Source organism: Thiorhodovibrio frisius, assembly GCF_033954835.1.
GTDB classification, from domain to species: domain Bacteria; phylum Pseudomonadota; class Gammaproteobacteria; order Chromatiales; family Chromatiaceae; genus Thiorhodovibrio; species Thiorhodovibrio frisius.
In genome coordinates this window covers 216,756-234,472 of sequence record NZ_CP121471.1, presented here as the reverse complement: position 1 = coordinate 234,472, position 17,717 = coordinate 216,756, and the positions used below count along the sequence as shown (strand labels likewise).

At 61.7% G+C, this 17,717-nt stretch carries 19 protein-coding genes; 7 read left to right on the top strand and 12 right to left on the bottom strand.

What is annotated here, in order from left to right:
* Nucleotides 1–722: 722 nt before the first annotated feature.
* The 10 genes from Thiofri_RS01265 to Thiofri_RS01220 all read right to left on the bottom strand — a co-directional run bounded on the left by Thiofri_RS01265 (nt 723) and on the right by Thiofri_RS01220 (nt 7,356).
* Nucleotides 723–986: a ribbon-helix-helix domain-containing protein gene (locus Thiofri_RS01265; protein ID WP_009150219.1), complete on the bottom strand. Its 264-nt coding sequence runs from the start codon at nt 984–986 to the stop codon at nt 723–725.
* Nucleotides 986–1,402, bottom strand: a complete 417-nt coding sequence (locus tag Thiofri_RS01260; protein WP_009150220.1) for a PIN domain-containing protein — start codon at nt 1,400–1,402, stop codon at nt 986–988. Before Thiofri_RS01260 ends, Thiofri_RS01265 begins: the two co-directional genes overlap by 1 nt.
* 224 nt (nt 1,403–1,626) lie before the next feature.
* Nucleotides 1,627–1,800 carry a hypothetical protein gene (locus Thiofri_RS01255; RefSeq protein WP_190275840.1) on the bottom strand — a complete coding sequence of 58 codons (174 nt, stop codon included), beginning with the start codon at nt 1,798–1,800 and terminating at the stop codon, nt 1,627–1,629.
* A 12-nt stretch (nt 1,801–1,812) separates the two neighbouring features.
* Complete coding sequence (locus Thiofri_RS01250) at nt 1,813–2,472, bottom strand: sulfotransferase family protein (RefSeq protein WP_190275841.1); 660 nt, start codon at nt 2,470–2,472, stop codon at nt 1,813–1,815.
* 5 nt (nt 2,473–2,477) lie between these two features.
* Nucleotides 2,478–4,973 (bottom strand): alpha/beta fold hydrolase, encoded by a 2,496-nt coding sequence (locus Thiofri_RS01245; protein ID WP_083848531.1) that lies wholly within the window; start codon nt 4,971–4,973, stop codon nt 2,478–2,480.
* Nucleotides 4,958–5,692: a CmcI family methyltransferase gene (locus Thiofri_RS01240; RefSeq protein ID WP_009150222.1), complete on the bottom strand. Its 735-nt coding sequence runs from the start codon at nt 5,690–5,692 to the stop codon at nt 4,958–4,960. Before Thiofri_RS01240 ends, Thiofri_RS01245 begins: the two co-directional genes overlap by 16 nt.
* The gene (locus Thiofri_RS01235) at nt 5,680–5,937 is read right to left on the bottom strand and encodes a hypothetical protein (RefSeq protein ID WP_009150223.1); all 258 of its coding nucleotides are present in this window, start codon (nt 5,935–5,937) and stop codon (nt 5,680–5,682) included. Before Thiofri_RS01235 ends, Thiofri_RS01240 begins: the two co-directional genes overlap by 13 nt.
* Nucleotides 5,934–6,224, bottom strand: a complete 291-nt coding sequence (locus Thiofri_RS01230) for a type II toxin-antitoxin system HigB family toxin (protein WP_009150224.1) — start codon at nt 6,222–6,224, stop codon at nt 5,934–5,936. The genes Thiofri_RS01235 and Thiofri_RS01230 overlap by 4 nt, the downstream gene beginning before the upstream one ends.
* Nucleotides 6,225–6,258: 34 nt before the next feature.
* Nucleotides 6,259–6,639 (bottom strand): methyltransferase, encoded by a 381-nt coding sequence (locus Thiofri_RS01225; RefSeq protein WP_009150225.1) that lies wholly within the window; start codon nt 6,637–6,639, stop codon nt 6,259–6,261.
* 18 nt (nt 6,640–6,657) lie between these two features.
* The gene (locus Thiofri_RS01220) at nt 6,658–7,356 is read right to left on the bottom strand and encodes a transposase (protein WP_009150226.1); all 699 of its coding nucleotides are present in this window, start codon (nt 7,354–7,356) and stop codon (nt 6,658–6,660) included.
* A gap of 995 nt (nt 7,357–8,351) precedes the next feature.
* Here Thiofri_RS01220 and Thiofri_RS01215 point away from each other — a divergent pair.
* The 7 genes from Thiofri_RS01215 to Thiofri_RS01185 all read left to right on the top strand — a co-directional run bounded on the left by Thiofri_RS01215 (nt 8,352) and on the right by Thiofri_RS01185 (nt 14,867).
* Nucleotides 8,352–8,981, top strand: coding sequence for a hypothetical protein (locus Thiofri_RS01215; protein ID WP_009150107.1), 630 nt, complete (start codon nt 8,352–8,354; stop codon nt 8,979–8,981).
* 45 nt (nt 8,982–9,026) lie between these two features.
* Nucleotides 9,027–10,379 (top strand): DDE-type integrase/transposase/recombinase, encoded by a 1,353-nt coding sequence (locus tag Thiofri_RS01210; RefSeq protein WP_323705801.1) that lies wholly within the window; start codon nt 9,027–9,029, stop codon nt 10,377–10,379.
* Complete coding sequence (locus tag Thiofri_RS01205) at nt 10,379–11,179, top strand: ExeA family protein (RefSeq protein ID WP_009150109.1); 801 nt, start codon at nt 10,379–10,381, stop codon at nt 11,177–11,179. Before Thiofri_RS01210 ends, Thiofri_RS01205 begins: the two co-directional genes overlap by 1 nt.
* Nucleotides 11,176–11,385: a hypothetical protein gene (locus Thiofri_RS01200; RefSeq protein WP_009149578.1), complete on the top strand. Its 210-nt coding sequence runs from the start codon at nt 11,176–11,178 to the stop codon at nt 11,383–11,385. The genes Thiofri_RS01205 and Thiofri_RS01200 overlap by 4 nt, the downstream gene beginning before the upstream one ends.
* A 581-nt stretch (nt 11,386–11,966) precedes the next feature.
* The gene (locus tag Thiofri_RS01195) at nt 11,967–12,590 is read left to right on the top strand and encodes a DUF6088 family protein (RefSeq protein WP_009146751.1); all 624 of its coding nucleotides are present in this window, start codon (nt 11,967–11,969) and stop codon (nt 12,588–12,590) included.
* Nucleotides 12,583–13,617, top strand: a complete 1,035-nt coding sequence (locus Thiofri_RS01190; RefSeq protein WP_009146750.1) for a nucleotidyl transferase AbiEii/AbiGii toxin family protein — start codon at nt 12,583–12,585, stop codon at nt 13,615–13,617. The genes Thiofri_RS01195 and Thiofri_RS01190 overlap by 8 nt, the downstream gene beginning before the upstream one ends.
* A 71-nt stretch (nt 13,618–13,688) precedes the next feature.
* On the top strand, nt 13,689–14,867 hold the full coding sequence (locus Thiofri_RS01185) for an integrase core domain-containing protein (protein ID WP_009146749.1): 1,179 nt from the start codon (nt 13,689–13,691) through the stop codon (nt 14,865–14,867).
* 250 nt (nt 14,868–15,117) lie between these two features.
* Here the strand turns inward: Thiofri_RS01185 and Thiofri_RS01180 are convergent, their stop codons facing one another.
* Together Thiofri_RS01180 and Thiofri_RS01175 are read right to left on the bottom strand one after the other, a co-directional pair.
* The gene (locus Thiofri_RS01180; protein WP_009146748.1) at nt 15,118–15,393 is read right to left on the bottom strand and encodes a hypothetical protein; all 276 of its coding nucleotides are present in this window, start codon (nt 15,391–15,393) and stop codon (nt 15,118–15,120) included.
* Nucleotides 15,394–16,628: 1,235 nt separating this feature from the next.
* Nucleotides 16,629–17,522: a DUF4351 domain-containing protein gene (locus Thiofri_RS01175; RefSeq protein WP_009146747.1), complete on the bottom strand. Its 894-nt coding sequence runs from the start codon at nt 17,520–17,522 to the stop codon at nt 16,629–16,631.
* Nucleotides 17,523–17,717 lie beyond the last annotated feature (195 nt).

The window sequence follows — 17,717 nt, the reverse complement described above, 5'->3', positions numbered from 1 at the left end:
CGCCACTCCTTTGCTCGACCCGCATTACCGGGCGTCATCGCTCATACGAGTGGCTCCGACTTCCAGCAACCACCGCCGATGTCCTCGTTGATTAGACTTGTTCATCGGTGCCCACCTCCCGCAGACCGGCTGTTGGATCTCCCTGGTTACCACGTGCTCTCAATGTAAGGCTCGATACGGCCTCGGACCCCGGGGAGTCTCCATGCCACTGACCTTGACGCGACATGGAGTGTTGCCTGCCGGGGGGACAAACCCGTCGGCACTCTCCGACAAATTCTTTTCGGGGCTCTACACCTTCAGGGGCGGCTTCACCCGCTACCTTTGCACCTCGCCTGTTTTCATGCCTACGCACCGACGCGTCAGTTACCCTTCGCGCCGTAAGGCTTGATACCGGGCTCGCGGCTCACGATTACCCGGGCGGGACTCTAACCCGCTAGAGCACGCGGCCTTGCCAGGCCGCACTGTCCCCGGAATTCACAGCGACGAGCGGTCGGCTTTGGTTGAACCTGCGCGAGTGTAGCGGATTAACTGGCAGCAGTGCGGGGGCTCAGCCCCAACACCCCCACCAACGGCTGCAGCACGGCGACTACCGCACGAACCTCTTCATCAACCACAACCCGGAGGCCTGGGCGCTGGCGGATGTGGTGTTGGATACAGCGGGGTTGCGTGTGGCGGGGTGATGTGGCCCGACGCGGTAGTTCGACCGTTTGCCACTGGAGACGTCAGTCAGCTTTCTCGGGCATTTCCGAACTCAGGTCAGCGCCTGCTTGCCGGTCTTCGGCATCCAGTCGATCCAGAATTTTAAGTGCTTGCTTGATGTCGCCCGTCGCAGCCATCGCCCGGAAATGGTTTTCGGTATCCCAGGCTGCCAAAGCGCGAGCACTCAGATCCTCGACCAATTTGTTGGTGGTGAGTCCGCGACTACGTGCCAGAGAGTCCAAGCGCGCCGCCGTGTCGTCCGGCAACTGGATCGTTAATGTTGTCATCACCATTTCTCCAGACATTGAGCAGGCGTCAGCGAACGCAGCTGATCAAACACCAGTTCTCCTCGGGAAAAATCCCGCACGTTATGCGTCACGATTGCGGCAGCCCCTCCCGCCAGGGCAAGCTCCACCAAGTGGTTGTCTGCTTCATCAGGGAGATTGGGACGCCAACCATAATAAATCGTCACCCATCGACCGCGTTGCGCCAATGCCGCCAGCACCTGTTGCCTTTCTTGTGCAGTGGTCTTCATGCTCCATACATCGCGCCCCAACAGATCGCAATACTCCTGCCACAAGGCATTTCCGAACAGCGGTTGATAGCTGCCGGATAGAGCGCGACGCAAAACTTCGCGCGATCCGCCACCTGCCGAGCGCAGTCCCGCGACAAAGACGTTTGTATCAATAACCAGCCGAACCATAGCAACAGCAAAGCCCGGTGCTTCTATTCAGGAGCCTGTCGTCGTCGCTCTTCATGGTGGTGTCAGTGGCCTGGGTGTCGGCTGTCATCGCGGGAGTGTAGCCGATTCGCGCGAGCGGGTGTAAGCCACCCTACCCCGGCACATGCCGCACCGCCACCTTACTCGCCACCGCCCACAGGTCAAAATAGGGCGCGCCGCGCCGGCGGCTGGCGATGCGGTTGTACCTACACCACCCCCAACGCCTTCAACATCGGCAACCGCTTAGCCGCGAACACCTCGGCCTGTTTGTTTAGCTCGGCGCGGTTCTCTTCCTCCGACTCGATGGCCTTGCCCTCTTTGAGCTGGCGCTGGCCCCGGCTTTGGGTGAGCTGCGCCTCGTCAGGTGGAGTCGCCGCCATGGCATGGCGCCGCTAACCGCGCACCCAGGCGTCGGCCTGAACTTGTCCCTGTGCGCTCGGTGCTAAGCCGAGCCAATCAATGAGCCGTTTGCGTGAGGCAGGGTCCTGGCGAAAGTGCTCGAAATTCAGCATCAGTGCGTCATCAGGCTGGGCGAGGAGGTGTTCGAAGATGGCCTGATAGATTCTGCTCGCGCCTGCGGCGCCGTAGGGCGCCCCCCAACCACGGCGCTGTCGCGATGTTTCGATGGCGCTGAACGGGCGCATCATGATCAGCCAGCGGGGGTTGCAGACGGCGGCCATCTCAGGCATCACGAAGGCCAGCAGGGGATGTTTCAAAACCAGCTGTGTGCTGCCGTTGGATCTGGCTTGCGCGCATTGGTCCTGCCACCATGACTGAAACCAGTCGGCAAACCCCTCGCCCCGCTGCGCACGGCGGCACAACTGCTGCTCATCCACCGCCTCAAGCAAAGCCGCGCGCAAGGCGGTGGGCTCGTAGCTGCTCGGCGTCATGGGGTCATTGAGTTGCAGATGCGGTGGGCAGCTGTAGGCACCCAGGCGCTCAAGATAGCCGGTTAACGCGGTGGTGCCACTGGAGAAGGCGCCCAGCACGACAAGGGTCGTGCAGTCCCTTTGACTTGGGCGTTGGCGGTTGGACTCTGTCGCCGTGGTCACGGCATCTATCCTGACACCGGGGGGGGTGGCGGGATCGGATTGCTGATCACACCAACGCCGCCACATCTGCCGATAAGCCGCCTCCAGGTCGCGGGTAAAGCCGGAAGCGGCGAAGCGCGCGCGCAGGTTGCGCTGTTGCAGGGGATCATCCAGGCAGCCGTACTTGAGCCGCAGGCGGGCCTCGGGGTTGGCGGCCAACACCCGCGACCAGAGCGCGATGGTGCGCGGCGAGAGCTTGGCCGGGTTGCTGAAGCTGCCAAACACGATGACGTCGGGCTCGGGGGGGCGCGCGGTGATGGCCGCCGGGTGATCGGGCATGGAAAAGCACTGATAGCTGTGCGGCAGTCGCCACACCTGCTCGGTGAACAGCTGCTCCTCTCCCGGTGGCACCACATGACGATCCGCCACCCATCCGCCAGCACATAGTCCATGGTGGTCAGGCCGGTGGTGCCAACGTACCCCAGCCAACTGAGCTGCACCGGCGCGGGGCGATAGGCAAATACCGGCAGGCGGTTGTGGCCGGTGTGACCGGATAGATCGACCAGGATGTCGATTCCCTGGGCGCGGATCAGCGCGGCGGCGTCGGCATCCTCCAGGCCGACCAGGCTGTGCCAGCCAGCTAGATAGGCCTGCAAGCGCGCACTGAGCGCATCGCGGCGTGCGTTGGTCGTGAAACCGATGAGTTCGACTTCCTCGGCCCGATGCTGCGCGAGCACCGGTTCCAGAAAGAAGGCCACCGGGTGCTGGCGAAAGTCGCCGGAGACATAGCCGATGCGCAGGCGCCGTGCAGGATCGGGCCGGTTGGCATGGCGTACCACGGCGTTGGACCGGTCAAACCGCCGACCAAAGGCGCGCGCCGCCGAGAGGATCGCACCATCGGCACGGTCTTCACGGTAATGCAACGTCAGCAGTCGGTTACTATGGGTTCCCGGATGCTGCGGGGCGATACGCAAGGCCTGCTCATAGGACTGCAGGGCGTCCTCCAAACGCCCAAGGTCCTTAAGAGCATTGCCCCGGTTGGAGTGTGCATCGGCAAAATCAGGCTTGAGCGCTAAGGCTTGGTCATAAGCCTGTAGGGCGTCCTCCAAACGCCCGAGGTACTTGAGCGCAGTGCCCCGGTTGGAGTGCGCCTTGGCATAATCGGGCTTCAGCGCCAAGGCTTGGTCATAAGCCTGTAGGGCCTCCTCTAAACGCCCGAGGTCCTTAACAGCATTGCCCCGGTTGAAGTGCGCCTCGGCATAATCGGGCTTAAGCGCCAAGGCTTGGTCGTAAGCCTGTAGGGCCTCCTCCAAACGCCCGAGGTCATCGAGGGCAGTGCCCCGGTTGGAGTGCGCCTCGGCATAATCGGGCTTAAGCGCCAAGGCTTGGTCATAAGCCTGTAGGGCCTCCTCCAAGCGCAAGAGGGCTTGCAACATGACACCGTGATGGCAGTGATAGGCCGGGACTTGATCGTTGTTGCGAATCGCGCGGCGAATGAGTGCCTCGGCGCCTGCGGGGTCGCCGCGCTGGTACAGAACAAACCCCAGACTATGCAGGGCCTCGGCGTGTGCGGGGTGCTGAGCGAGGAGATTTCGGTAGCCGGCTTCGGCTGCTTGCAGGTCACCGTTTTGGTGGGCCTGAAACGCCTGCTGATAGCGCGCATCATCGGCGAATCGCTGAGCGGAAGCCGAGCTCGAGTTCTCTGTTCGCTGCGGCTGTTGGGCGCGCATATCCGCCTGCCAGCCCGCAAGCAGGCGCAGACAAGCCTCCGGATGACGCCGCAAAAATATATGATCACACTGCGCTAGGCGTTTAACACGCAACCGGGGCGCATCCAGCTGCCCGAGCATCCACAAGTCCTGCGCGTCCAGCAAACACGGCACCCGCTCACTCTGCCGCGCAGGCCACAGCGGCTCGTCGCCGGTCAGGACCAATGTCAGCACTGGGCACTCAGACAGTGTGGGATGATAGAGTATCTCGCGGTCGCTCTGGCCATCCGCCAGGGCATAGCCGAACAGCGTTTGCGCGTAGGCGGCAAAAAACCGCGCAGCCTCTATGCGGCCCTGGGCCTGGGCCTGTTGCACCGCCTGCTGCATGGCGCTGCGCACATGCCAGAGCTTGGCCGGCGCGAGCGGCGGATCGGCCAGCACCAGACCCGCCACCAGTGCGGGATGCATGCGCGCGAGCTCCAGACCGATCAGACCGCCGGCGGATTCGCCCACCACCAGCGTCTGCTCGCCTTCGCTGGCGAGATGACGCACCGCGTTGGCAGCCAGGGTGGCTGCTTGCTGGAGACTAAAACACTCACCCCCACCTATGGGCACGGAAACATCCAAAACGCCCACCCGATAACGCTGCGCCAAAACACGCGCAACGGGCAGTAGACCCTGAGCAACAGTCAGGGCGCCAGGAATCAGCAGTAAGGGCGGTGCACCGGCTTGCCCCACCTGCAACAGGCGCGTTTGTTGTAGCGCTGCGTCCATCGGCGTTACGGGGTCAACGCCTGCTACGTTGGATGCCATTCGCGGCGCAAGAACCCATCGAGAAAGTTCCCCGGCCCAAAGTCAAATGGCGGCGACACGCGCTGGAAGTCCGGATTCTTAGCGAGAAACCGCTCAATGGCCGCGCGCGGGTTTGACTGGGTTACATTGGGATATTTTTCGCTCGCCTGCCCCACCGGCGTGCCGGCCAGGTCGGCGAAGATGGTGTCGGCCACGATCAGCCAATCACCCTCTCCAAGCAAAGGCGCATAGCCTTCCAACTCGCGCTGGACATGCTCGGCGTTGTGATCGTCGTCGAGAAATACCAGCACCGGGCCGGGGTCTACTGAAATCTGTTCGGCAAATTGACCAATGATCTCAGGATCAGCCGCATCGCCTTGCAAGGCCAAACGCACCCATGACCCAAGCGGATGCGAGGCGAAGACCTCGCGTGCCTCGTCACGCAGATTCAAGTCCACAGTCATGATCCCTGCGCCATCTTGACCAGACATCGCGAGCAGGGAGGCAAAAAAGATTGCCGAGCCGCCAAACTTGGTGCCGGTCTCGATGATCCAGCGCGGGCGCGCCTGATGCACCACCGCTTGCAAGCGCAGAATGTCCTGCGGCATTTGCCACAGCTCCACTCCGAGCCAGGACTGGCGGAACCAGCCTTCATTGGCAGAGGCGCGAGCATACTGGCGGCAGAGGTCGTCGAGCAGGTAGGCCCGCTCCGATGGCGTCCAAGCACTCAGATCGGCCATTGCGGCGCCTCACCACCAGTGACTGGGTCCTGATCGCGTTCATAGGTTTCGATCACATCGCCCACCACGGCAACCAGAGAGTAGAGTGGATGGCGCGCATCGTCGCGCACCACGTCGAGCAACTGGTGCAACAACTGCGTCATGCGCGCGTACTCCGCTTCGTTGCTGATGTGGGTCAGCGGGGCGACCGCCTGCAGAGATTGCCAGGCCGGCACCAGTTGCTGCATTGACAAGGGTGCGTTCATGCGCGCCTCCAGTGATTGCGATCATACTCAGCATGAGTCATCACCTGCCGGACATACAGGCGTTGGCCATCGTAGTGCACCACGGCGGCGATGCGGTAGCGGTTACCGCCCACGTCAAAGAGGGTGAAGCCATCGACGTAATCCGCCGAACCAAAGGTCTCGCGCAACTGCGCGAAGGAGTGGGCTTGCACGGCGCTGGCCTTGCGAAACCAGTCTTCCAGCGCGGGCCGCGCCTCGGGATGCCGCTGCCAAAAATCCCGCAACGGTCTCTTGGAGATCACCCGCACGAGTCAAGGCTCCAAGCGAAACGGGCATACTCGCTCACCGCGTCCCCTCCAGGTTCAAGCTCATCAGCGTCCCCGCCTCCTTGTCCAAATGCGGCAGATAGCACTGGGAATAGTCATCCACCTGCGCATGCTCGGTCGTCTGCCAATCCCAGCAGCGGATGTTCTTAAAACCCAGCCCGAGCAACTCGTGCTTGAGGAAGGGCTCGTCGAAAATCATCTTGTGATAATCCATCGTATCGCGCTGCCCGCCGCAGATCAGCCCGATCAGGCCATCGGCCAGGCAGCGTTCATGATACAGCTTGGCACAGGCGGCGAAGTCCGGCACCGCCAGGCGCAGGATGCCGCCGGGTTTCAGCACCCGGCGCCATTCGGCGAGCACCGCGCGGAAATCCCTGCGCTCGAAGGACTCCGGCAAATGGGAGGCCGGCCAGGCTTAAGCGCCCGTGTCGAACATATCCCGCGTTTCCGTCTCCCGTTGGCGTGGCTTCGGTCCCGGCTTTCGGCGCTTGAGCGCACGACCGAGGCGCCGCTCGAGCGCTTCGACAAAGTCATCCCCACCGAGCGGCCGCCCGGTGCGGGCATGGGCGTGCAATGCCTCGACGGTTTCCCCGTCCTCAGGCTCACCAAGGAAATGTTGCCAGTCTGAAATCAACTCCAACAGCGGCCCGACTTGGACAAGCTCATCGTCCACTCCCGTCAAATGGGCGCGCGCACTCGACCACTCCCAATCTTCTGGCCGCTCGCACAGACGCGCGCGCACGGGATTGAGCTCCACATACCGAGTCGCGGCGATCAAATGCCGCTCATCCATGACAAACGAGTGAAACCGTTCCTGCCAAAGGTGCCCGCGCCAGCCGTGGCGAAAATTGATCATCCGGGTGTAGCGCCGATGCGCTTCCCCCAAAGCATCGCGCAAACCCGTCTCCGTGGCGGGCACCAGAATTAGATGCACATGATTGGGCATGAAGCAGTAAGCCAGTACCTGCGTTTCGCAGACCTGACAGGAAAGCGAGAGTAAACGCCGATATTCAGCGTAATCATCTTCGCCAAAGAAGGTTTGTTGGCGCCTGTTGCCGCGCTGCGTCACATGATGCGGTAGCCCCGGAACCACCACTCGCGGAAGTCTTGCCATTGTGTCGCCGATGTCTGACCTTAATCTCAGAGACTTGGCAAAACTATAGCCTCATTTGACGGTCTTCGTCTAGGAATTAAGTATACGGAGAGTAAGCCGGGAACTTGTCCGCGTTTAGGTCAAGGTTTGTTTTCTCTGTTTCCGCCTGGTTTCCCGGCGGTGCCACAATATTATGACCGTGCGCAGCTTCGTTACCCGGCTCCTCGCAGAACCGGACTTGGAGTGTTACACCATCCGGCTCCCAGTTCAGGTCATTCACCAAGGAATGGGCTGTCTCAACCCATCAACACAGAAAGCCCTCCTTCCATCAGACCACCCATGTTTCTCGCGCTTGGCTCCATTGGTGTGAATCGCATCGGCTCTCGTTTTCACGCGCAGAGTCCTCTCGGTGTAGGGGCGTGTTAGACCAATGCAATCTCCCAAACCGCCACTCCTTTGCTCGACCCGCATTACCGGGCGTCATCGCTCATACGAGTGGCTCCGACTTCCAGCAACCACCGCCGATGTCCTCGTTGATTAGACTTGTTCATCGGTGCCCACCTCCCGCAGACCGGCTGTTGGATCTCCCTGGTTACCACGTGCTCTCAATGTAAGGCTCGATACGGCCTCGGACCCCGGGGAGTCTCCATGCCACTGACCTTGACGCGACATGGAGTGTTGCCTGCCGGGGGGACAAACCCGTCGGCACTCTCCGACAAATTCTTTTCGGGGCTCTACACCTTCAGGGGCGGCTTCACCCGCTACCTTTGCACCTCGCCTGTTTTCATGCCTACGTGTAGTTTCTCTCCTCTATCCACGAACCACCGCCGGAAATTCCCCCCACTGCACCACCGGTGAAACGGCGAACCGGTGGAGCAAAGCGGCGCGCCTGGGCCACGCGCTTTCTCACAGCCTTCCCCGCCCGGGCAAGTGCGCGCGGATGCGCCACACTGAGCAGAGGGATCACTGCAACAGAAGTGGCCCGTCCAGTTCACCGCTGGACGGGCCGGAGGCCGGTGCAACTGCGCTTTGCATACCGAGGCACCGGCGAGGAGTACGTTAGCGCCAAAGGCTGGGAGCAGACAACGCTCAAGCGCTGTCCCTTGCATCCCCAGGGTGGCTGCCACTTCGCCCGTCATGGCACCTACGCACGTATCTCCCCGCCGGGAACGCTGATTTGCCGCTACTACTGCCCGGAGGGCCATCGCACCTTCAGCCTGCTGCCGGACTGCTATGCCGCGCAGCTCACCGGTCAGCTCAGCGAGGTCGAGGACGTGGTCAAGGCGGTGGAGAACGCCCCCAGCCAAGCCGTCGCCTGCGAACAGTTGCGCCCGGACATTGAGCTCCCGGGCGTGCAGCGCTGGGTGGGACGCCGAGTCGGTGCCGTGCGCCTGGCCCTGCATCTGCTCAAAGGTCTGCTCCCGGAGCGTTTCGCTGACTGTGCCGCCACCCTGAGCGCCTTTGCCCTCACGCTCGGGCTCCTTGACGGCTGTGGTGTGCTGGTGGTGCTGCGCGGGATCGCCGAGCCTTGGTTGCAACAACTTCCCGCCCCGCTCGGATTCCGTCCCCGGCATCGGGTGGTTGGCGGGCGGCGCGCCGCCCGCCAACACCCGACGGGGGCGGACCCCCCGGGGAAGAATCGTTAGGGTCGCAAGGGCAGGCACTGGGCCTGCGCTGTGAGGAACCGACCCATGACTGATTGTGATTCCGACGCCGAACGGCGCCAGCAGATCGCCTTGTTTCGCCACCAGGTGATTGGCGAGCTCGTGCATTTTCCCGAGGGCCACAAGGGGCTGTATGCGCTGATTGAGCAGAAAGCCGCGCGTGACTATGTCATCCCCGGCAGCCAACGCACCCGGGTGGCGGCCGAGACCATCCGTGATTGGCTCAAGGCCTATCGCCGCGGTGGCTTTGATGCCCTGTTACCCAAGCCACGCGCTGATCGCGGCCAATCCCGGCGCTTGCCAGCCGAGGTGGTGGAGACGCTGCTGGCGATCAAGGAGGCCAACCCGAAACTCTCCGTCCAGCTGGTCATCCGCGCAGCCCGTGAGCGCCCCGAGGTGCCCGAGGCACTGCCCCTGCCGCCCTCGACCGTGCATCGGCTGCTCGCCCGCCATGGGTTGATGGAGCCACCCAAGGAGACGCCGATCGATCAGGACCGGCGCCGTTTCGCCTTTGCCCAGGCCGGGGAGCTGTGGATGAGCGATGTGATGCACGGCCCCAGCGTGGTGGTGGGCGGGCGAGTGAAGCGCAAGACCTATTTGATCGCCTTCATCGATGACGCCACCCGGGTGATCCCGCATGCGGCCTTCGCGCTTTCGGAGAATACGCGGGCGTTCTTGCCGGTGCTGAAAACGGCGGTGGCCAAGCGCGGGCTGCCGGCTCGGCTGTATGTCGACAATGGCGCCAATTACCGCTCCCAGCAGTTGGCGCTGGTGTGCGCCAAGCTGGGGATCGCCTTGATTCACGCCCGTCCCTATCGCCCTCAGGGCAAGGGCAAGATCGAGCGTTGGTTCAAGACGGTACGGGCGCAGTTGCTCACCCGGCTGACCTCGGAGGATACCGCCAGCCTGGAGGCGCTCAATCGCCGGCTGGCGACCTGGGTCGAGGGGGAGTATCACCTCAGTCCCCATCGCGCCCTGGAGGGGCTCACACCGCTGGAGCGGTGGGCGCAAAGCGCCGAGGCGCTGCGTTATCCCGAGCCGTCCTTGGATCTGGCCGATGTGTTTTTGTTCGAGGCCCAGCGCAAGGTGCAGAAGGATCGTACCGTGAGTCTCAACGGGGTGGTCTATGAGGTCGATGCGCTCTTGGTGGGAGAGACGGTGACCTTGCGCTTCGATCCCGAGGCGCCGCCGGAGCGTGGGGTGCAGGTGTGCCATCACGGCAAACGCATCGAAGTGGCGCGTCCGGTGCAGACCTATGCCAATTGTTTTGTCCGTCGTGAGCGTCCGTCCTCGACCCTGCACAGCGACACCCCGGCGGCGGAGCCAGCGCCCTCGGCGCTGCGCCTGCGTGAGCTACCCGATGACGGGGAGGTGCGCTGATGTATCAGAAGCATTTCGCACTCACGGCTTTTCCCTTTGATGTCACGCCGGAGCCGGATGCGCTCTTTGCCTCCAGTTCCCTGGCCGAGGCCGAGGCGCGGTTGAAGCACTTGCTCGAGTTGCGCGGCATTGGCCTGGTCACCGGCGAGGCGGGATCGGGGAAAACCACGGTGTGCCGCAAGGTGGCGGCGGAGCTGCATCCGGGCTTGTATCGGGTGTTCTATGTGCCGCTCTCGACGGGTAATGTGATGGATATGTACAAGTCGGTGGCCTGGGAGTTGGGACTGCCGACGGAGCGCAATCGCGCGGCGGCCTTTCGGGTGATTCGCACGGAGATTTCGCGTTTGACCCTGGAGGCGAGGCAGTGCCCGGTGCTGATCGTCGATGAGGCGCATCACTTGCGCAATGATGTCTTGGAGGATTTGCGCTTGCTGACCAATTACCGCATGGATGCGGAGAATCGCTTGTGTCTACTGCTGGTGGGACTGACGGAGTTGCGCCGGCGCTTGGCGATGGCGGTGCATGAGTCGTTGGCGCAGCGCGTTGTGGTGCGTCATCACTTGAGCGGCCTGACGCGCGAGGAGGTGCCTGGGTATTTGACCCATCGCCTGCGCTTGGCGGGATGTGAGCTTGAGGTGTTCGAGCCGGCGGCGGTGGAGGCTTTGTTTCAGGCGACTCAGGGGATGCCACGCAAGCTCAATCGGCTGGCGCATTATGCGTTGATCAGCGCGGCGAGCGAGAAGGCGCGCACGGTGAGCATTGATCACGTGCAGCTGGCACGTGAGGAGGTGGGGCCATGAGTGCGCGGCACGAATCGGAATCCTTGTCCGTGACCTTGCCAAGCCATTGGACTGGGGAGCAGGCGGCAGCGGTCTATACCTTGCTGTGCGAGCTGACCCACCTCGTCGAGGCGCGTTACCACCATCAGTTACAGACGTGGTTTGTTGGGGAGGAACCGGGCGAGCAGTTGGATCTGTTCGGCTTTGATGATCCGATGCCGTTCTGAACCCTCAACCGGCGGCGGGTGATACGGCCCACCGCTCCATCAACCCGGGCCGGGCGTGCGTCGCACCCCGGCCTTTTTTGTTGTCCGCTCTTCGTCGATCAGGGTCCGTCCGTGCCCTGGTGAGCGTCTCGGGCTCTTCCATCTGCTCCCTTTTTTTCACCGGGTGGATCAAAGCGGCAAATGTCTGTCTTTTCGTCTCGATACAGTTTGGAAAATTGCCGGTGGACTAAATTGAGAGCTAACACCTACGCACCGACGCGTCAGTTACCCTTCGCGCCGTAAGGCTTGATACCGGGCTCGCGGCTCACGATTACCCAGGCGGGACTCTAACCCGCTAGAGCACGCGGCCTTGCCAGGCCGCACTGTCCCCGGAATTCGGAATTCCTACCCTGCCCCGGCACCCCCACCAACGGCTGCAGCAAGGCAGCTACCACCGCAAGTTCTTCATCAGCCACAACCCGGAGGCCTGGGCGCTGGCGGATGTGGTGTTGGATACGGCGGGGTTGAGGGGAGCGGGTTGATGTGGCGCTTGGCGATTGCTGTCCTTGCCTTTTGTTAGATATTCGCGTAATTTCTCTAACATGAAAGCAGCCGCGACAACAGCGCAAGCGGTCCGCGAGCGTATCGCCGCTCACCCCGCTGGAACGCCCTTTACGCCAACCCTGTTTGCTGGGATGGGTTCGCGTGCGGCCATTGATCAGACTCTGATGCGCCTCACCAAAGAGGGCCGCATTGAGCGGCTCGGTCGTGGCCTCTACAACACACCAAGAACCAGTCGCTTTGGTCTGAAAACGCAGCCCTCCCCGGAAACTGTGGCGCAGACACTGGCCGCCAGCGAAGGCGCAACGATTGAGATCCACGGGGCCGAGGCCGCGCGCCGATTTGGCTTGAGCACCCAGGTACCTGCGCAACCAATCTTCTACACCACGGGCGCCTCGCGCACCGTTCGGCTCGGCAAGCTGCAGATTCGCCTGCGGCATGTCGCGGCACGCAAACTCGCACTCGCCGGTCGCCCGGCTGGCCAGGCCTTGTCCGCGTTGTGGTATCTCGGTCGTCAACAGGTCACGCCGGCAACCTTCGAGCATATCGCGGCCAAACTGCCCCAGGTGGAGTTCGAGGCGTTGCGTCACGCGAAGGCGTCCATGCCGGCTTGGATGCTGGATGCGTTGCGCCGGTATGAGCAGGACGCAGGGATACATGCCTGAGGGCAGCCGCGAACACTATTTTGATCTCCCCGTCGGCGACCAACGCGAACTGCTGCAGAGCCTCGCGCCCGTGATGGGGCGCCGCGCCGAGATCCTGGAAAAAGATATCTGGCTATGTCAGGTGCTCGATCACCTGTTCCGGCTGCCGTGCCGTAAACCCATGGCGTTCAAAGGCGGCACCTCGCTGTCCAAGGTCTATCGGGCGATTGAGCGCTTTTCGGAAGACATCGACGTCACCCTCGACTATCACAGCCTGGTGGCCGATGCGCCTGACTTGAATGCAATCATCAGCAACAGCCAACGCAAGAAGTTATCCGATGCACTCAAGGCGGCGCTCGCCCGGCATGTCATCGACGAACTCATCCCTGCCCTGCGCGATAACCTGGCTACCGCGCTGCCGAATCAGCCCGTCCGCATTGAGGTCAACAATGACGCAGAAAAGCTCTGGCTGTTCTACCCTAGCGCCGTCGAGAACACCGATGTCTACCTGCGCCCGAGCCTCCTAATCGAGTTTGGCGGCCGTAACTCGACGCTGCCTCAAAACACGCTGGCCATCACGCCCGACATCGCGGAGCACGTACCCGGCTTGGCCTTGCCCGTGGCCCAAGTGGCGGTGCTATCACCAGCAAGGACCTTTTGGGAGAAGGCCACACTCATTCATGTGGAATGCCACCGGCCGACCTTGCGCCCCAGTGCGCAACGGCTCTCGCGCCACTGGTATGACTTGGCGCGACTGGCCGACCACGAGGCAGGGCAACAGGCTTTGCAAGACACCGCTCTGCTGCGCGACGTCCTGCGCATCAAAGAGACCTTTTTTCGCAGTCAATCCAGCCACTACGACCGCTGCAACATGGGCGAGCTACGTTTGATTCCTGATGCACCTCTTTTGGACGCGTTACACAAGGACTACCAAGCGATGCTAAGCGCACAGATGTTCCATGGTGACATCTTGGCGTTCGACAGTATCGTCGAACGACTTCAAGGTCTAGAGGCGGAAATCAACCGATGCTGTCTGGCTAACCGTTAGCTCTTTGTGGTGGATCAAGACACCCCACCTCGCGTACCCTCCGCCGCTTTTTGCCGATCGGAGGAATCACGATGCCGTGGTGGATACTCCTGCTCGCCTTTGCCAGCGGAGTGATTGTGGGGTTGTTCAGCGTTCGGCGCTACCGGCGCGACCGCATCACCTGGGCCAAGCGGCGCTTGCAGTTGCTGGTGCTGTCGCTGGAACTCAAAAGCCTTCGCCAGAAGGTGGTCTCGGCCGATGGGCGCGGAACACCGCCAGCCAAGCGACGGCTGGTGAGAAAATTGCCCAGGCTTGAAGCCTGGCAGAAATGGCTGATCGCCTGGCTGCGCTGGTCTTTTCCTTGGCTCACGCGCTTCCTGCGTTTTAGCCCCATGACCTACATCCGCTGGCTGCAAGCCAGGGGCCGGCGGCGGCATGCGCTGAAGAGTGCCGAGGGCAAGCGCCGGGGACGACCGCCAACACCACAGTTCGTTGCTGATGCGATCCTGGCCATCAAGAACGCCCATCCCTATTACAGTGCTGGCCGGATTGCACGGATGCTCACCGGTGGTGAGTTGAAATGCAAGATCACCAAGAATACGGTGGTCAAGATTCTCAAAGCCCACGGCTTTGAGCCACGCACCAAAGGCAAGCAACCACCGCGCGAGTCAGAGCCGGGATGGTTGACCATCCTCTACAACCAGCATGTCATGGCCATCGATTTTAAGGCCTGCTACGACCTGACCGGAAACACGCTTTACATCTTCAAGCTGATCGACCATGGGCGCCGGGTCTTGCACTGGTCACGTTGCACCTATCACCCGACCGCAGCCTGGGTCGCGCAACAACTGCGCAACGCCTTCATGGACTTGGATGTGCTGCCCGAGGCCATTGTGATGGATCGCGACACCTCCTTTCTGCCCATCGTCAAGCAAACCCTGCCCGCCATGGGCATCAAGCCCATTCGCATCGGCTTCAAGTGCCCGTGGCACAACGGCGTGGTTGAGCGCTTTCACCGCACGCTCGATGAGTATGTGCTGCGCTATGTCCAGCCGCTCAATGACCGCCATTTGAACCGGCTGCTGGTCGAGTTCCAAGCGTACTACAACACCGCCCGCCCGCACATGGTCAATGGTGTCGAGCCGCCGATCTTGCCGGACCTCACCGATAATCCGGCAGCGAACGATCCTGAGTTTTTCAAAATCCCGCGAAAACTGGTCCGCAAGCAGTGGCTTGGCGGGCTGCATAGCAGCTATCGCTGGGCGGCTTAACACCCTGATCTGAAGCTCGCGAGTCTCGTGTCGCGGATTTCGGCACCGACAGCCGAGAGTGACTTGCGCCTGGAATTTGGGAATGTGGCCTGGTGCCGAGCCCGAAGCGCGCTTCGAGGGTCGATTTCGGGTGATGAACCGCTGTTCAGCCCGTCGCGATGGCCGAAATTACGCTTGACGACAACGCGAAAATCCACACTTCAATGGTCATCGGATTTTTTGACCATTACAGTCAATTGCCGTGCGAATCTCAGACATCCGAACAACCGCCTCGACGCTGGCGCACCTCCTCGGTAATTTCGTCTGCGTTCATGAGCTTGCCTCCAGCGTCGAGGTGGGCTTTGCGCGCTTGGAGTGCGAGCTGCCCGATTTGGCTGATTGGCTGGTAGCTATCTTCTGACTCACTATCTTGGTCAAGTTGATCAACGGTGACTCTCACGCGATGCCCAAGCAAGGGTCGAAGCGCAGGAAATGTGTGAATCGCCTCGGCGCTGATAACAGTGTCTATTTGAACCGCGTGTTGCATGACCTGTCCTGCCTGTGAGAGCTGCGCAGCATTTTTAACAAGTTTAGCTGAGACGCGCCGCAGATGTTGGCAAGAACCGCTCCAGCGCTTCTTTCCAGGGGCTGTCGTAGTCGGGTTTGTCGCTGATGTCAGCGGCTTGGGTGTCGGCTGTCATGGGCTGAGTTTAGCCGATTCGGTGCCGTGGTTGGGAGGGTTGGGGCGCAGCCTAGGTAGTTCAATTTGGCCAGATTTCCCATGTTCTGGCTCACGCAACTTCCCTTCACCTAGAAGACATAATTAAATCTTCTAAAACAGAAACTTGAGAACATAGGCCCGCACGGTAGTTGCCTGCTTAAAATGTGCGTGTAACAGCTCAAATTGAACTACCTAGGCGCAGCCCGAAAGGAATTAAGTATACGGAGAGTAAGCCGGGAACTTGTCCGCGTTTAGGTCAAGGTTTGTTTTCTCTGTTTCCGCCTGGTTTCCCGGCGGTGCCACAATATTATGACCGTGCGCAGCTTCGTTACCCGGCTCCTCGCAGAACCGGACTTGGAGTGTTACACCATCCGGCTCCCAGTTCAGGTCATTCACCAAGGAATGGGCTGTCTCAACCCATCAACACAGAAAGCCCTCCTTCCATCAGACCACCCATGTTTCTCGCGCTTGGCTCCATTGGTGTGAATCGCATCGGCTCTCGTTTTCACGCGCAGAGTCCTCTCGGTGTAGGGGCGTGTTAGACCAATGCAATCTCCCAAACCGCCACTCCTTTGCTCGACCCGCATTACCGGGCGTCATCGCTCATACGAGTGGCTCCGACTTCCAGCAACCACCGCCGATGTCCTCGTTGATTAGACTTGTTCATCGGTGCCCACCTCCCGCAGACCGGCTGTTGGATCTCCCTGGTTACCACGTGCTCTCAATGTAAGGCTCGATACGGCCTCGGACCCCGGGGAGTCTCCATGCCACTGACCTTGACGCGACATGGAGTGTTGCCTGCCGGGGGGACAAACCCGTCGGCACTCTCCGACAAATTCTTTTCGGGGCTCTACACCTTCAGGGGCGGCTTCACCCGCTACCTTTGCACCTCGCCTGTTTTCATGCCTACGCACCGACGCGTCAGTTACCCTTCGCGCCGTAAGGCTTGATACCGGGCTCGCGGCTCACGATTACCCAGGCGGGACTCTAACCCGCTAGAGCACGCGGCCTTGCCAGGCCGCACTGTCCCCGGAATTGATGTTGCCTGCGCTGCCGGTGCCTCAGTGGAAGATGGTCTCGGGGCTGTCGGCGCTGAGGATGCGCTCGGACCAAGCCTCCAGCTGCTCGGGCTCGGCGGATTCGATACGCGGGCGGTAGGTCTCGGCCGAATCAGTGCCGAATTTCCGCGCGAACTGGCGCATCAAGATGGTGGCCTCGCCCTGCTGCAAACCCTGCTGCACTCCCTGCTGCACTCCCTGTTCAATAAAACGATCAGCAAACGCGGTCATGGTCTCGATCTCCTCTGCATACTGTTGCTGGTAGCGCTGGCGTTCATTCTCATCAAGAGCGGCATAGATGTCGACGAAGTCGAGGTATTTGATCTGCCGCTCGCGGTCGGGTTCCAGCGTGCGCAGGCCGCGCACGGCTTGGGCGTAGACTTCAACCTTCTCCTCGGGCGCATACTGCATGTTGGGCAGGTTCAGGCGCGCGACCAGGTTGGGGCTGTCGAAGTAATCGCGCGCCTTGAGCCCGAACAGCGCACAGGCCAGATAGCTGAACTGTAAATAGGCGCGCGTGTCGCTGCCGAGGCTGAGCGTTTCGCGGAAGCCACCGGGGTGCAGGAAGATGACCACCGGCACCACGCGCTCGGTCTGGTAGAGCTCGGACAGGTCCAGGCAGTAATGGGCCAGGCGATGGATGGAGAAGCGCCCAGGCTCGGTTTCCTCCTCGAAGACAAACAGCAGTGCCTGGCGGCGGCCATCGGGCCATTCGAGCAACAGCGGCACGTCTAACTCCCGAAAGCGCTCGCCGAGGCGCTCTTTGAGCTGCTCCTCGCGCAGCGGCAGAATGCGCACCTGATCATCAAGCCGTGCCGCTTCGCTGGCGGCGGCAAACTCGATGGCCTGGCGTGGATAGTCGAGGATGAGGTTTTTGAAGTTCTGGTCGTGGCTCATCAGGGGCTCCCTGACTGCGCGCCGGTGTCGGGTGTTTGGGTCTCGGCGCTCATCGGGCGAGTGTAGCCGATTGGGCGCAAGCAGGGATAGCCGCCAACCCCGCCGGCTTCGGGTAGCGGCGGCGGTAGCGAAAAACCCTACCCCGGAACATGCCCCACCGCCAGCGCCCGCAGCGCAGCCTCCTCCAGCGCTGTC